Origin of the sequence: Rheinheimera sp. D18 (assembly GCF_004345025.1) — a bacterium.
Lineage (GTDB): Bacteria > Pseudomonadota > Gammaproteobacteria > Enterobacterales > Alteromonadaceae > Alishewanella > Alishewanella metallidurans.
Map to the genome: position 1 here is coordinate 500,102 of NZ_CP037745.1, position 15,704 is coordinate 515,805.

General features: G+C 43.7%; 15 protein-coding genes. 4 read left to right on the forward strand and 11 right to left on the reverse strand.

Features of this window, described 5'->3' with window-relative positions; translation table 11 throughout:
• Positions 1-93 precede the first annotated feature (93 nt).
• The 7 genes from E0Z06_RS02410 to E0Z06_RS02440 all read right to left on the reverse strand — a co-directional run bounded on the left by E0Z06_RS02410 (position 94) and on the right by E0Z06_RS02440 (position 9,517).
• Positions 94-654 (reverse strand): CBS domain-containing protein, encoded by a 561-nt coding sequence (locus E0Z06_RS02410; protein ID WP_132581546.1) that lies wholly within the window; start codon positions 652-654, stop codon positions 94-96.
• A 76-nt stretch (positions 655-730) separates the two neighbouring features.
• Positions 731-1,057 (reverse strand): hypothetical protein, encoded by a 327-nt coding sequence (locus E0Z06_RS02415; RefSeq protein ID WP_132581548.1) that lies wholly within the window; start codon positions 1,055-1,057, stop codon positions 731-733.
• Between the two features lie 119 nt (positions 1,058-1,176).
• Positions 1,177-2,115 (reverse strand): diguanylate cyclase, encoded by a 939-nt coding sequence (locus tag E0Z06_RS02420; RefSeq protein WP_132581550.1) that lies wholly within the window; start codon positions 2,113-2,115, stop codon positions 1,177-1,179.
• 9 nt (positions 2,116-2,124) lie between these two features.
• On the reverse strand, positions 2,125-5,925 hold the full coding sequence (locus E0Z06_RS02425; protein ID WP_132581552.1) for a response regulator: 3,801 nt from the start codon (positions 5,923-5,925) through the stop codon (positions 2,125-2,127).
• A complete protein-coding gene (locus E0Z06_RS02430) occupies positions 5,918-6,490 on the reverse strand; it encodes an Hpt domain-containing protein (RefSeq protein WP_132581554.1) in 573 nt (190 codons plus the stop codon). The genes E0Z06_RS02425 and E0Z06_RS02430 overlap by 8 nt, the downstream gene beginning before the upstream one ends.
• A gap of 142 nt (positions 6,491-6,632) precedes the next feature.
• A complete protein-coding gene (locus E0Z06_RS02435; protein ID WP_132581556.1) occupies positions 6,633-7,238 on the reverse strand; it encodes a YkgJ family cysteine cluster protein in 606 nt (201 codons plus the stop codon).
• A 167-nt stretch (positions 7,239-7,405) separates the two neighbouring features.
• Complete coding sequence (locus E0Z06_RS02440) at positions 7,406-9,517, reverse strand: diguanylate cyclase (RefSeq protein ID WP_132581558.1); 2,112 nt, start codon at positions 9,515-9,517, stop codon at positions 7,406-7,408.
• 198 nt (positions 9,518-9,715) lie between these two features.
• On the opposite strand from E0Z06_RS02440, the gene E0Z06_RS02445 reads away from it, so the two are divergent.
• On the forward strand, positions 9,716-10,021 hold the full coding sequence (locus E0Z06_RS02445; RefSeq protein ID WP_132581560.1) for a cytochrome c: 306 nt from the start codon (positions 9,716-9,718) through the stop codon (positions 10,019-10,021).
• Here E0Z06_RS02445 and recQ read toward each other — a convergent pair.
• Complete coding sequence (recQ, locus tag E0Z06_RS02450; protein WP_132581562.1) at positions 9,991-11,814, reverse strand: DNA helicase RecQ; 1,824 nt, start codon at positions 11,812-11,814, stop codon at positions 9,991-9,993. The two genes, E0Z06_RS02445 and recQ, sit on opposite strands and share 31 nt — an antisense overlap.
• 148 nt (positions 11,815-11,962) lie before the next feature.
• On the opposite strand from recQ, the gene E0Z06_RS02455 reads away from it, so the two are divergent.
• The 3 genes from E0Z06_RS02455 (at position 11,963) to E0Z06_RS02465 (ending at position 14,126) form a co-directional block, all read left to right on the forward strand.
• Positions 11,963-12,415, forward strand: a complete 453-nt coding sequence (locus E0Z06_RS02455; protein ID WP_132581564.1) for a thioesterase family protein — start codon at positions 11,963-11,965, stop codon at positions 12,413-12,415.
• Positions 12,416-12,495: 80 nt separating this feature from the next.
• Positions 12,496-13,407, forward strand: a complete 912-nt coding sequence (rarD, locus tag E0Z06_RS02460; protein ID WP_132581566.1) for an EamA family transporter RarD — start codon at positions 12,496-12,498, stop codon at positions 13,405-13,407.
• Positions 13,408-13,448: 41 nt separating this feature from the next.
• Positions 13,449-14,126, forward strand: a complete 678-nt coding sequence (locus E0Z06_RS02465; protein ID WP_132581568.1) for a DUF599 domain-containing protein — start codon at positions 13,449-13,451, stop codon at positions 14,124-14,126.
• A gap of 57 nt (positions 14,127-14,183) precedes the next feature.
• Here the strand turns inward: E0Z06_RS02465 and dolP are convergent, their stop codons facing one another.
• Genes dolP through E0Z06_RS02480 form a run of 3 tightly spaced genes read right to left on the reverse strand, consistent with a single transcriptional unit; the run spans position 14,184 to position 15,700 of the window.
• Positions 14,184-14,753 carry a division/outer membrane stress-associated lipid-binding lipoprotein gene (gene dolP, locus E0Z06_RS02470; RefSeq protein ID WP_132581570.1) on the reverse strand — a complete coding sequence of 190 codons (570 nt, stop codon included), beginning with the start codon at positions 14,751-14,753 and terminating at the stop codon, positions 14,184-14,186.
• Entirely contained in the window at positions 14,750-15,331 is a 582-nt protein-coding gene (locus E0Z06_RS02475; protein ID WP_132581572.1) for an SIS domain-containing protein, read from the reverse strand. Before E0Z06_RS02475 ends, dolP begins: the two co-directional genes overlap by 4 nt.
• Positions 15,332-15,352: 21 nt before the next feature.
• Positions 15,353-15,700 (reverse strand): YraN family protein, encoded by a 348-nt coding sequence (locus E0Z06_RS02480; protein WP_132581574.1) that lies wholly within the window; start codon positions 15,698-15,700, stop codon positions 15,353-15,355.
• Positions 15,701-15,704 lie beyond the last annotated feature (4 nt).

Here is a 15,704-nt window from a genome sequence, read left to right on the forward strand (position 1 = left end):
TGTGCATTTTAAGCGGCATAGCCCAATTGGGTTGGGCTAAAGCAGGTATTAAAGCCCCAACTGATTTATGTTATCAGTTGGGGTGATTTGTTATTACACGTTTAGGCTATCGAAAATATTTAAAAAGGTGGGTGTTTGCTGAATATGCAAATTTACGCGCAACCGTCTAGCTATATCTTGGCCACTAATAATACCGCGTATTTGATGGCTTTCTCGATCAATAACTACGCAGTGCAATTCACCACTAGATTGCAGTGTGTTAACGACATCGGCAATATTACACTGTTGTAATTGTTGGTAAGCCAGCGCTTTAATGCGCTCGCGTGGCCGCATTAAATCGGCTACCAAAATATCACCACGGCTGTCACCAAACGCGATACGGCGCATAATGGCTTGATCTGAAAGTTGATCTATATGCAACAAACCAACTAAATGGCCATCGTTATCTACCACTAATTTTAGTTTGGTTTGTTCTTGCTGCATCATATCTAAGGCATCACGAGCAAAACTAGAAGCGTTAATCATGTTTGGCAGGCTGTGCTTAAAATCAGTTACTACTGACATTGCCGGCGAGTTTAATGTTTTATCATTAAAGTCAGACGGTTGTACTAAGTGATCAATCGCTTCAACATCATATAAAGCTAAGGTTTTCATTGTATCCTCACAAACCGACCATTAAGGTTTAGTCGGCGAATTAGCAAATTAATTTAAATAAATTATCTATTTAGGATTAAACAGCGGTGGAGGATAAACCAGGTGGAGCACGAGCCTGAGGTGTTGTTAGATACGCATTCGCGTTACTAGCCGTTAAGGTTTCAATAATAAAATACTGAACAGAGGCTAACGTTAGCTCAGTAGGCTCTGGCAATGCCGGTTGTGGGTCGTCAGTATTGTTGACGTCACATTCAACAAAGCACTGCTGAGTTTGAGCTGTAAGGGCGTGAAATTGGGTATCGGCTAATGGCGATAAGCGCGCGTCATGTACGGCAAAAGCCTGTGGTGTACACAGTAAGCTTAAATACAGTAATAAGGCAAAACTACTTAGCCAGCGCAACAACGATAACCTTTATTTAGTAAACTAACGTCAATTAACTATGCTGGCGCTTGCTTATTTATGCAAGGCATAGCAGGTAATAATTGCGATAAAACGTGGCTTTTTTCTGTTAAACGCGCGATTTAGCTAATGTCGTGTTCTATGCTAAAGCCATTACGGCCATTTTTCTTGGTGACATACATTTGTTGATCGGCGCGAGCGGTTATTTCAACACTATAACCGTTATGCGGTGTTGCCATGGCAATACCTATGCTGATACTAACAAGGCCTAGCGGTGTTGCTGGGTGTGGGATCTTTAATTTGTTAATGGCTGCGAGTATTTTTTGCGCAAGAACGACAGCACCTTGGCTGTCGGTGTCGGGTAGCACCACAACAAACTCTTCGCCACCATACCGAGCCACTAAATCATTAGGGCGTAAACAACAGCTGCTCATGGCCTGAGCGACTCGGCGCAGCGCATCGTCGCCAGCTAGGTGGCCTAAGTGGTCGTTGTAAAGTTTAAAATGATCAATATCAATTAATAGTAGTGCTAAAGGCGCGCTTTGCCGTTTGCAGACCGCCAGCTGTTTATTTAAAAACTGGTCAAAATAACGACGATTATACACGCCGGTTAAACCATCCATAAACGCCAGTGAACGCAGTAAATCGGCTTGCTTTTTTAATGTTAAGTGGGCTTTAACTCGGTTTCGTAAGGTATTAGCATTAACCGGCTTTTGTAAAAAATCGACCGCACCGGCTTGCCAACAGGCATCTTCGTCCTGTTGTTGTTGCCCAGCAGTAACAAAAATTACCGGAATGTTGGCAATGGTATCTTGAGCTTTCATTAAGCGGCAGGTTTCTAAGCCATCTTGTATGGGCATAACGACATCCATCAAGATTAAATCTGGCATGCTGTCTAAGCAAACTTTAATAGCTTGCTCGCCTGAGGTTGCCATTAAAACTTTGTAATCGTCACCCAATATTTGGTAGATAATTTGAATATTAATTGGCTGATCATCAACCACTAAAATTACCGCTTTATTAGAAAAAGCGGTTAAGTCGAATGGTGCTAAATTAGACATAAATGCACATTACTTTTCATTTAACAGTGGTTTAAGTATCGCAGCTGCGGCATCAAATGCCAAGGCTGAAATCTCTTGGTTTAAATTGTGCACTAATGTGGGGTAGCTAGCCTGCAGGGTATGAGATAACTGCCTAAATAACGGCAGTGCTGCCATATTTGCCGAGTTAAGATAAAGCATTAACTGCTGTAACTGTGCTTGTATATCCTGATCAGACAGCATTTCTAAGCTCGCCGTGTTGTTTTTCTCGGAAGCGGTTTCGTCATCAAGTAGTTTAAGTAGGGTTATTGCAATGGCTTGATAAGCGCTAATGCTCGCTAAGGTTGTATCTAGATTAAGCGTACTGATGTTGTTGTTTTCTTTCAGGCGCTGCTCTTGCGCCGCGGCGAGTTGGCTTATAACCGTAAAACCAACTGTGCTAGCTGCTCCGTTAAGGCTATGAAACAGTAGCATTGCGGTTTTTACGCTGATGTTTTCTTGGCGTAATTGTTCAGTGCAGTGCTGTAAATCGGCACTAAATTGGCGTAGTACTTTAGTATATAGCTCAGCTGAATAGCCCAAACGCGCATAGGCTTGTTGTAAACTGATATGTTGTTGTTGGCAAAAGCTTAAAACCTGCGGGTTAAAAACGCTAGCTCGGCTAGGCAGGGTAGTGCTTGCCGCACGCTGGCAGTGTTTGAGGGTTTTAGTTACGACTTCATCTAGCGAAAACGGTTTGGCGATATGGTCTTGCATACCCGCAGCAAGACAGGCAGCTTTGTCACTGGGCAGGGCATTGGCGGTCATAGCAATAATGGGCAAATTAGCAAGCTGCGGTTGCTGACGAATATACTGCGTTGTTTGATAGCCATCCATTTCTGGCATTTGAATGTCCATTAGCACAACATCATAACGTGTCGGTTGCTGCGCTAACATGGCAAGCGCTTGTTCGCCACTGCTGGCAATATCAACTATTGCACCTTGGGTTGCCAGTAGTTCACTGGCAACCAGTTGATTAGTGGCGTTGTCCTCGACTAGTAATAGGGTAATATTGCTAAGCGGAATATCGTGATTAAGCTTGGGCGCTGTTGGTGCAGTAATCGGGTTTTCATGTATTGCTGAATAGACTGCAGTAAGCATCATGTCATGGGTTATAGGTTTAATTAAAAAGCCATCGAGTAACTGATCGGTACGCTCGGTGTGCTTGGTTAAAATTTCTTTACCATAGGCACTAATCATTACGACCTTTGGTGCGGGCTTATTAGCGTTGTTAAGTTTTACATACTCTGCAAACGCCAAGCCATCCATCGTTGGCATTTGCCAGTCGACAAAAATCAGCGCATAGCCCAGCTGCTGCTTACTGGCTTGCTCAACTAACGTTATCGCTTGCTCAGCGCTCTGTGCGATATCGACTTGCCAACCAAAAGCGCCAGCCATTTCTTGTAAAATTAGCCGCGCGTTATCGTTATCATCAACAATCAGCACTTTTAAATCGGCTGGTAAATGCTTAAGTAAATGGGTTTGGCTTGGGTTATCTTCAGCCGCCTGATGCAAGGTGAGATCAAAAGTAAATTCACTGCCTAAGCCAAGCTCGCTTTGCACAGCTATAGTGCCATCCATTAGGTTAATTAAGCGCTTACTAATACTTAGGCCCAAACCTGTTCCGCCGTAGCGTCGACTAATAGAGGACTCTGCTTGATGAAAGCCACTAAAGATGGATTTTTGCTGCTCTGGACTCATGCCAATGCCGGTATCTCGTACACTAAAGAGTAACTTAAGCTGGTTTTGTGGCAGTCGTTGAGCGCGAATTGAAATAATAACTTCGCCATGTTCGGTAAACTTAATGGCATTTCCGGCTAAATTAAGTAGGATTTGTTTAATGCGTAAACTATCACCGAGTAATTGCTGGGGTACGTCTGCAGCAATATGGTAGAGCAGCTCTAGTTCTTTTTCTTGCGCGCCTGAGGATAATAAAATACTAATATCTTGCAGCAAGTTTGGCAGGCTAAACGGATGCGGGTCGAGTTCAAGTTTGCCGGCTTCAACTTTAGAAAAATCGAGAATATCGTTTAGTAAGGCAAGTAATGACGTGGCCGCTCGCTGCGTTTTTTCAATGTAATCTGCTTGACGATTATCGAGTTGCGTATTCGCGGTAAGTTGTAACAAGCCTAAGATAGCATTCATCGGTGTACGAATTTCATGGCTCATATTCGCTAGAAAGTCAGATTTCGCTTGGTTGGCAATTTCAGCTTGTTCTTTGGCTTGGGCTAATTCTGACTCACGTTGTAACTGCTCGGTAAGGTCAAAGGCAATACCAAGATAACCGACACGTTGATTATACTCGTCGGTTAGGGCACTAACATTTAGCTTTACCTGCACGCTAGCACCTTGCTTAGTAACGTAGGTCCAGCGCTTTGACTCTACCCAGCCTTCCCGAGCTTTGGCAATAAGGCTTTCAAAGTCTTCATGAATATCTTTACCCAGCTCAGCCCTAAGTTTAACCGCATGACGTTGCAACTCATCAGGTAAATGAAAAATAGCCGGCGTGCATTTTTGCAGCACTTCGCTGGCTTGATAACCCAGTAAGCGTTCTGCTGCTGGGTTAAATGCGGTAATAAAGCCACTGGTATCGGTGGCTATAATGGCATAGCCCGCGCCGCTTAATATACTACGCTGCAGCGCATTTACTCGTGATATTTCGTTAGTACGAGCATCAACCAACTGTTCTAATTCGATATTAGCTTGCTTAAGCGTGTTTTCAGTAATATGCGAAAGCTCGGCTTTATGTCGCATTTTTTGTGTACGACGCATAATCAGTAATTGAACTAAAAATACGATTAAAGCAATAACTAAGCTAGCCCCTAAAATTTCGCGAAATAATACGCCTTTAGAGGGGAGCTGTAGTTTATTTATAAAAACTTGGCTCGGAGTCAGTGTTAATTGCCAGTGCCGGCCTAATAAGTTCATGTTGAGTTGTTGTTGATGTGCAATGAGGTGCTCTGCCGCTTGGCCGCGCTGAAAAAACGTTAAGGGCGTAGTGTCGGTAACATCGGCAATAGCTAAGGTTACGTCGCTTTGTAAACCACTTACTGTGCTTAGCACCTCATCAATTAAAATGGGCGCATAGCTCAAGCCATATAACTGTGCTAAGCGTGCTTCTGGCGCGGTAGGTATGCTTGATGTGTAATAAATTGGCAATAAAATAAGAAAACCTTGTTGGGTTTTTTCGTTGGCTTGCACTAAGGTAACCGGCGCGGTTAAACGCGATTCATTGGTAAGTGCGGCATCGAGCGCTGCCTTGCGACGCATAGGTTCTGAACCAATGTCAAAACCTATCGCTTCTAAATTACGCTGTTCTGGCTCAATATATTGAATAACAAATAGGCTGTCGTTATGTGGTTGAAATTGTTCAATAGTAAAGTTAAAACCTGGGCGCTCTTTAGCCATTTTCGCTAAGAATATGGCTTTTTCATTAGGGTTTAGATAACGAATAATACCAAAACCACGAGCACCGGGAAACTCATGGCTATAATCACGGTTTTGTGAGTAGCTTAAAATCAGCTGATAACTCAACTGTTCTGGTGTTACTGTCATGACCGCTGCACGCGCGCCGCGTAAACCATACTCATACAGCGCGATATTATCACGCACGCCGTCGGCTATTAGGTTTAACCGCTGCATTACTTCCTGTTTTATGCGCTGCTGCTGCTCAGCTTGCTTTAGTGAAACGAAATGGTTAGCGGTACTATAACCGAGTAGCAAAATACACAGTGGTAACCAAAGCGAAAGCAACAGCTTGCTAACGCGGGAGCTGAAGTTACGCTCAGTCATCGGTTTTCGCCTTAGGCCCAGTTGCGACAAAGGGCTGTAACAGAGTGGCCGCCTCTGCAAAATTTAGCTCTGAAATAAAGCGATTAAACTTAACGGCAGCTAACGGCGTTAAGAGATGCGCTAATGCGGCTTGGTTGGCATGCCATAATGCAACAGCGTGCATATCTTGTTGCTGTAATAATGTGAATAATTGTGAGATAGTGGAAGTGGTTTGTATATCAGCGAGTGCTAAAGATATGTCAGTCGTTATGGCATTAGCTTGAAACTGGCTTAATGCTGCGCGAATTGCCACACCAGTTTGTCGGTATACGTGAATAAATGGACTGATAGCTAGTTGCTGACCGTTATTGCCAGTTTCGATGGTGAGTTCTAACGTTTTACTTAAGTTAGCGAGTTGTTCTGCGCCTAAGGTGGCATAACCGCCGCGTAGTTTGTGTAGCAGGTGTTGTAGCTCATTCGTATTGTTGTGCAACACATACTGCTGTATTAGCGCTATATTCGTCTCAGTATCGGCGAGCATACTATTAATCATTTGCACCAACTGTGCCTGATGCTGTTTTGACATCAATAGTACAGCGTTAAATCGGTCATAATTTACCAATGTCACTTTATATTGCCCTGCCAGAGTGCCGAGTTAACAGCTAAACCGTATCTATTGTTTTAGCATAGTGCTTCCATAGGTTAATTACTACTAGCTGCGCTAGAGATTATGCGCTTTGCTGCTCATCACTGCCGCCACTAAACCAGGCTTTAAACAGTACTTTTTCTATGGCCTGCTGCAGCGCTTGGTTAATCGGTAAGTGCTGTTTGCCAAGTTCATAGTCAAGTTCATTGACTTGCTCTTTAGCCATAATCATCAACGGCGGCGGATCGGACTCTAGTGCAATCAACGATTCTTGATAAGCATGGGCTTGGTCTAGTTTAATAATTTTACAAGTAGATAGTGCGGTTTTGCCGTTTTTGTCACGATAACCGGCCGCACCAAATAAACGGCAGATGCTTGGACGTTGTTGATATACGCTACATTGCCCTTGTTTGCCGTCAAATGACAATTTTTGATAAAAAAAGCAGCCTTGAGGGTCGGTTAAGGTTTCGAGTTGTGTCAGTGTCTGTTCCGCTTTACCTTGATCAAACAAGTATAATGCCAGCGGCAACATTTCAAGCACCGTCGCTTCTATCGTCGGTTGCAAGCAGCATTCACCGCAGCCAGTGCGGCAACTTAAACCGCGCTGTTGTTGGTAGACTGAAAATGTTGTCGCTATTTCGCCATACACAGCCTCAACACGACGCGATAACTCACGCAATCGTTGCATAAAGACCTCTAACGAAATAACTGTAAATTTAGGTTTGCCTATTAAGGATCGACGAGATGTCGAGCGAACATTTTACCTAGTGAATAAAACTATCAGCAATAGGGAAATGAAAATAAATGCAAAATAATTCGTATTAGTTGCTTAGTCATAGCCAATTGAACACGGCACTATTTTTTAGCCTGATGGCGCTGCACATCTGCATCATTGCTATCGAATAGTTGTATGCGATTTGCGCCTTTTTCTTTGGCGATGCTACAGACTATATAGGCCTTTTCTAAAATTATCTTTGCACTGTTATCTTCTGGTTGAATCTCCGTAATGCCGATACAGGCACTGACATGATGAATAGTATCCTGCCATGTAAAGCTAAACTCTCGCACAACATCCAGCAACTTATAGGCTAAAGCAAAGGCTTCATTGGCACTTTTACCTGTTAGCAAAATTGCAAATTCGTCGCTGTCTAGCCGTGCTAATGGGCCGTTATGATGCGTAACTTGTTTTAAGGTGTCACTTAACTGCTGCAAAAACATATCAGCTGCAACGCGGTTGCAATTATTACTAATGGTGCGGTACTGATCTACATCGATATACAATACGCAGCCTTTGCCTACTCCCTCTTGGCTACACAATGTATTTAGTTGTTGCTCAAAGTAGTAGCGGTTATACAGCGTGGTTAAATGGTCATGGTTAGCTAAATATACTAGCTGTTCATCCGCTGATTTTTGTTCAGTAATATCAATAATTGAGCCGTGAACAATCGCGTTAGTGCTGGCATCTACTACGCCAGCCCGCAACGATATTCGTGCCCAAAATTGGTGATTATCAGCGTGTAAACAGCGAGCGTCAAAACGGCTAATTGTGCCCAGCGGCTGCGCATGTAACGCTAGTATTTGCTGCTCTAAGGTGGTCGCTATACTCGTGCCGGCAGTAGCGCGTTTTAATTGCTCTATGTTTGGGTAGCCAAACATATCTAGTAATACACTGTTGGCATTAAGCACTTTACCCGCTGTGGTGGTGCTGAACATGGCTTCAGCAGCTTGATGAAAAGCAGCTTGATATTGAGCATGCTCGGCTGCTGTTATGTTAGATATTAGCGGGCTAATTTGTAATTGATGCAGATTAAAGCTAGTGAGTGCCAGGCTGAGCAACACTAATGAAATCGGAATATACGACCAATTAAAATTGGCATGTAAGTAACCGGCTTGACCTAGTGTTAACAGCAACGCACTAATTAAGGTAAAAACACAGGCCCAAACAAAGCTGCGTGTTTGCGCTGGGCCTTTGATGCTTAAACGCAGAGCCAGCAAGATACTGCTGAACAACGCCCAACCAAGCGCTGCAAATAACAAATATAACCGAGTTTGACCGCCAGCAAAGAGCGGGCTAAACAACAATGATAATGCTAAAAAACAGCTAAGATAATTAGTTAGTTGCCACCAAAAACTTGTTAAGCCGCGCATGGCGTAACGAATAAACATATTAAAACAAAATAGGTTAGCACCTACTACTATATATAAAATCGCCTGATTTATTTCTGGGTAGCTAGGCCATAATAGGGCAAATGCCATGCCGTTGAGAATGCCAATGGTGAGGGCAAAACTAATAAAAAAGCCAGCAAAATAGACATAGTGTTTGGCTTTATGCTGCGCCAATAAAATGAGGTTATATAACGCCAGTAATAATAAAAAGCCTTGTAATAAACCATCTAACATTGCTTGGCGTTGTTTGGCTGCAGTAAATTGTTCGAGCGGCCATAACTGTAATACGTTGGGAATAATTGCCGCATCTTGTATTTTAATAAAAATATCAATTTCTTCAGCTACCGGCAGTTTTAGGCTTACAGCAAAACTGCGAAATGGCATGGCACGTTCGCGATAGGGGTAATCGGTACCAGAGCGGCTTAATAAGCGAATATCTTGGTTTTGTCGATTTACTTGATAAATTTCAATTTTGTCAGCTAATGGAAAGTTATATTCCAATATCGATTCGATAACTCTGTTACTGGTATTTTTTATACGGGCAAAAAACCAAATAGCCTCTCGCTCACTAAATAGCAAACGGGGTGCTTCGTTTACTAATTTAAAGTTATGGTGATGTTCTGGATCTGAGAGTAAATCGTCTAAATTGAAGTTGCTTGGCGTAGCTTGAAAATACACTTGGCTTAAAATTAGCCGCTCGGTAGGCGCACTTTGTAGCTGGTTTGTTCCGGCATGAAACGCTAAAGCTCTAGGGCTAAATAGACACAAGAGTAATAAAACCCAGGGCAGAACGGTTGGCACGCTATAAGCTCCTACATATACCAGTATGGTAACTCATTATTTACTTTTCAAACAGTAACATACAGCAATATAGAGTGTCAGTATAAAACGGTGAATAATAACTAAGCTAAGTTAGAGGCGAATAAATACATCTAGAGTTTGAGCATTTCGTAACTTAGGTTATAACTACACTAAGCAAAAACTACCAGAGGGGAAATTATGATACGACCTATATTAGCTATTAGTATACTGCTTGTTACTTCGGCAGCGGCCGGTGCGGATGCGCAGGCTGGTAAGGCAAAAGCAGGTGTATGCGCGGCTTGCCACGGCAGTAATGGCATTTCTATTATTCCTGATTACCCCAATTTAGCCGGACAAAAAGTAAAGTACTTAGAAAGCGCGATTAAAGCTTATCGCGATGGTGAGCGTAAAAATGCCATTATGTCACCTATGGCAACTGGGCTAACAGAAGCTGATGTCGCCAACCTAGCCGCTTACTTTGCCAGCTTGCCTGCTGGCGGTTGATTATCTGCTGCTAAATAGTCGCTAATCTCATCAATAAAGTCGGCACCATAGCGGGCTAACTTAGTTTGGCCTACACCTGATATTGCTAACATACTGCGGTTGTCGGTTGGCAGTTGTTGGCACATGTCAATTAAGCTGGCATCACTAAATACCACAAAAGGTGGCACATCGTCGCGCTTAGCAATGTTTTTACGCAGGTTTTTTAACCGAGCAAACAAGGCACGATCGTATTGTTGCTTACTGAGGCGATCAGGCTCGCGTTTTACGCTTTGTAACCTAGGAACGGCTAGCGAAAGCGGTGTTTCGCCACGTAACACAGGGCGTGCAGCTGGTTGTAGTTTTAGTACTGAGTGCGCGGTAATATCCTGCTGTAGCAGGCCAAAGTGAATAAGTTGACGCAATATACTTAGCCAATAGTCATGGCTTAATTCTTTGCCAATACCCCAAGTTGATAATTGGTCGTGCTTTAGTTCGGTAATTTTTTGATTTTGGCCGCCACGCAGTACATCGATAACATGATGCATGCCAAAGCTTTGACCTACCCGATATACGCAAGATAGTGCTTTTTGTGCCAACTCTGTACCGTCAAACTGTTGTGGCGGTTGCAAGCAGGTATCACAGTTGCCACAGGGGGTTTGTCTGGCTTCGCCAAAGTAATTTAACAGCACGAGACGTCGGCAGGTTTGCGCTTCGGCAAAAGCCGCCATGGCTAAAAATCGCTGCCAGGTTACTTCAGCACGCTGGGTGTTTTCTTCTGCGTCTAACCAGCGTTTCATTTTACCGATATCAGCAGGATCAAATAGCAACATGGCTTCGGCGGCTAGGCTATCGCGGCCAGCTCGGCCTGTTTCTTGATAATAGGCCTCAATGGTTCGAGGCAGTTCGTAGTGTAAAACAAAACGAATGTTCGATTTATTTACGCCCATGCCAAAGGCAACTGTGGCGACAATTAACTGATAGTCGTCACGCTTAAACGCATCTTGCACGGTATTACGCTCGTCATTGCTCATGCCGGCATGATACGCCGCGGCATTAAAGCCACGTTGTTTAAGCTGTTCTGTTAGCTCATCTACTTTGCGCCGCGAGCCACAATAAATAATGCCACTGGCGCCGTCTTGCTGCTGTAAATAATTTATTACCTGCTCAAGAGGGCGAAATTTTTCTTGTACGGTGTAGCGAATGTTAGGCCGGTCAAAGCTGCCCACATGCACCAAAGGCTGCTGTAAGTTGAGCTGCTGTATAATATCATGGCGAGTTGCAGCATCGGCAGTGGCGGTAAGCGCCATTACCGGCACCGACGGGAAACGTTGCTTTAGCAGGGCCAATGCCATGTAGTCTGGACGAAAATCGTGGCCCCACTGTGAAATACAGTGTGCTTCATCAATGGCAAATAAGCTAACGCCAACGTCGACTATGCGCTCTAAAAAGTGCGGTTGTAATAAGCGTTCAGGCGCAACGTAAAGTAGCTTAAGTTCACCACGGCGCAACCGAGAAAACACCTGCAATACTTCATCGCGGTTTAAGCTGCTGTTGACGAATTCTGCGGCTATACCATTAGCTTTAAGTGCATCTACCTGATCTTTCATCAGTGACATTAGCGGCGACACCACAATAGTTACCTGAGGTAGCATTAATGCCGGCAATTGATAGCATAACGATTTACCGCCGCCAGTAGGCATTAATACAAAGCTGTCTTGGCCTTGCAATGCCGTTTGGATCACGTCTAGCTGGCCGTCACGAAATTCGCTATAGCCAAATGCTTGTTTTAACAACGACAACAAATTTTGTATCACTTAACGCCCATAGTTAATAAAGTGCATTGCGGCGCTTATGATAATGGCACGGCGGCGAAACAACAAATTGTCTGTAAAGTCTTGCCTATGATTTCTGCTTCGGTAGACTGAAACGTCATTTGTTAAGGTCTTACCAGTTAGGAGTTTTATGCCAGATAATCCGTTATTACCTCTGATTGCCCAAGTATTTGATCAGATGCCTTTCAACCGTTTACTGGGTTTAAAAGTGACCCGTTTTGCCGAAGACAGCGTTGAAGTTTGCTTTAATTGGTCTGAGCAGCTGATTGGTAACCCGTTACAACAAATTCTACATGGTGGCGTTATTTCTTCGGTATTAGATGTCGCTGGCGGCATTATGGCGGTATCTAGTGCACTAGGGCGCTTAACTGATGTTGCACCAGAGCAGTTATTTGCGCGGTTAGGTAAAATGAGCACTATAGATATTCGCACCGATTACTTAAGGCCAGGACGTGGTGAGCGTTTTATTGCCTCGGCGCGAGTTATTCGTTCGGGTAATAAGGTTGCAGTATGTCGCATGGAACTGCACAACGAGCAAGGCAAGCATATTGCATTAGGTACAGGCACTTATTTAGTCGGCTAACCCATTTTTATCGGTAAGTGTTATGCGTATATTGTTGTGCTGCGCGTATAATGGCGGCTTATTGTCTGGAGCTTGCCTGAATGTCGTTAAGTCGTGAACAAAAGCTTGGTGGTATCTTTGCTGCCAGCGCCTATAGCTTATGGGGTGTCGCCCCATTATATTTTAAACACATTGATTACATACCGGCTGCAGAAATTCTGCTGCACCGCATTATTTGGTCTTTTCTGTTACTGTTTTTTATCTTACTGGCATTAAAGCAAAGCGATAAGGTATTGGCGGTGTTACGCAAACCCAAAACGTTAGCTTGGCTATTTATTGCGGCAATATTACTCGGTGGTAACTGGGGGCTGTTTATTTGGGCGGTTAATAATAATCACATGCTGGATGCTAGCCTAGGTTATTACATCAACCCCTTGCTTAATGTGTTGCTGGGCATGTTATTTCTAAGTGAGCGTTTGCGTAAATTACAATGGGTCGCAGTAACCTTGGCTTGTACTGGTGTGGTTATTCAGGTTATCACCTTTGGTTCATTCCCTTGGATTGCGCTAACGCTTGCCAGCTCGTTTGCTATCTATGGCTTAATTCGTAAAAAATTAGCGGTAGATGCCGTTACCGGCTTATTTTACGAGTCATTATTATTACTGCCCATAGCGTTAGGCTATTGGTGGCAATATGCCGATAGTAGCGCCGCAAACTTATTAAACAATAGTTGGCAGTTAAATAGCTACCTTATTGCCGCAGGTTTGGTAACCACAGTGCCATTGTTATGTTTTATTGCTGGTGCCCAACGTTTGCAGCTTTCTACCATGGGCTTTTTTCAATATATCGGGCCAAGTTGTATGTTTGTGTTTGGCGTCTGGATTTATCATGAGCCGCTAGCGGTAGAACGACTATTTACGTTTGGCTTAATTTGGTTGGCTTTACTAGTGTACTCGGTAGATGCTTTACGTTTTAATATACGACGTAACCGACAAAGCAAAAAATTAGCCTAGTTGTTTGTATAACCTTAACCCGGTGCCAATGGAGTAATAACGTGATCAGCAGTATTGATTTAATTGCCCTTGCTTGGTTTTTCAGTTTGTGGATTGGCTACACGCTATTTGCCAAAAAACGCGCTAAATTAGTGAGTTGTTTGTCGTTTGAGCTAAGGCGCAAGCGCACAGACTGGATGCGAAAAATGCTGTCGCGTGAAAACAATATGCCCGATGTGGGTTTAATTTCGACGCTAGAGCGTAACGTGGCATTTTTTGCCTCGAGTTGCTTGCTAATTATGGCGGGTTTAATAACGGCAATGAGTTCGGCAGAGCAAGTTAATGCCATGCTAACTCAGTTAATGCCTTGGTCGACCTCTACCGCTAGTGGTGTGCAGCTAAAGTTACTGTTATTGACCGGTATTTATGTGTTTGCCTTCTTTCAGTTTACTTGGTCGCTGCGTCAATATGGCTTTTGTGGGGTATTAGTTGGTGCGGCACCAGATGGCCGTGATATGACCGATGATGATAAGCAACTTTATGCTAATCGCACCGCTAAGGTGCTAGATCAGGCTAGCCACTCGTTTAACTACGGTTTAAGAGCGATCTATTTTTCATTAGCGGGGTTAAGTTGGTTTATTCATCCGTTGTTGTTAATTTTTGCCACGGTATTAGTGGTGGTGGTATTAAAACAACGAGAATTTCATTCTGCAGTATTAAAAGCGCTACGCGAGTGTTAATTACGGCGTAACTAATAAGATAACGGCAGCAAAGGCTGCCGTTATTGTTACGGATACTTAGCGAACCTCAAAGGCTTTTACTACCCGAGATACGCCATCAACATGGCGGGCAATATCCACGGCTTTATCTGCTTCTACTTGGGTTACTATACCCATTAAAAACACTTCTGCGTTTTCGGTAATAACTTTAATATTTAAGCCACTTACTTGTTCGTCGGCAAGTAATTTACTTTTCACTTTAGTTGAAATCCAACCGTCGCGAGTGCGTGTGGTCATGGCAGTAACATTGCCAAGACGAATTTGGTTTTGCACATCGCGCACGCCATCAATTTGTGTAACTAATGCTTGGGCTTGTTGGCGGATTTGTTCATTAGTGGTTTGTCCGGTTAAAAGAATAACGCCGTTGTAACTGGCAATATTAATATTGCTCCCTTCTGCGGTTGTCGGGTCGTCTGCAAGCGCACGTTGTGCTTTTAATACCACGTTTTTGTCATCAATTTGTGCACCCAGCGTGCGACGATCGTTCGCGGATGTAACCGCAGTAGCGCCGCCAGCAACAATTGCAGCAGCGCAACCTTGTAGCAATGCGAGTATAGTAAAAGCGCAAATAATGTTTAATTTGTTCATAAATCCTCTTGTTGTGGAAACAACGTTATATCAATAAGTTCGCATAAGCTGTGCAGTAAAAAAGTATAACATTCGAAGATACGCGCGCGGCGTTGTGATGGCACTTTTAATTCAACGTCTTGTTGGTTAAGTAAACCTGACAGTTCGCCACTGCCTTCTACTGTTAACGCTATAATTTTCATGTCACTGGTCAGTGCAGCTTCGACCGCTTTTATCAAGCAGGGTTCGCTGCCAGTAAGAGATATCACCAATAACACATCATTACTCGTGCCTAAGGCTTTAATTTGCCGAGCTAAATAATCAAGCTGATGGTTATGTTGCAAGCTACTATTTTGTGCTTGCAACGCCACAGCAGGTAAACATGGACGCTCTGTTTCAAATTGGTCGAGTAATAGCTGTGCAACGTGATGGGCTAATGCTTGAGTTGCACCATCACCGCAGCAAATTACCTTACCGCCACTGACTAGGTTGTTCACAATAACACAGGCGGCATTCTCCAGCGGTGCCGCTAGGCTTTCGCCGGTGGCAATCATAGTTTGAATGTTTTCGCTAAATAGCTGACGAATATGTTCTTGCATCAGAAGATCCTGCTGGTTGTACTACTGAGTAAAGGCATTTTTTATCCATTGATATTGATAGGGTGCTTGGCCTTCTATTGCCATAACATCAAGCCGGCAAGCATGTTCTGTTAAGCGATGCTGTTGTAAATACCAGCGGCTAGTGCGCAAGAGCTTTTGCTGCTTACTACGCGTAACCGCAGCTGCTGCACCGCCAAACGCGTTGCTAGCACGATACTTAACTTCAACAAACACTAAACAGCTACCTTCACGCATAACTAAATCAATTTCGCCCAGTTTGCATTGAAAGTTTCGTTGCACCAGCTGTAATCCCTGATTTTGCAGATAATCGAGCGCTAATTGCTCATACAGCTGGCCAAGTTTATTCATGCTG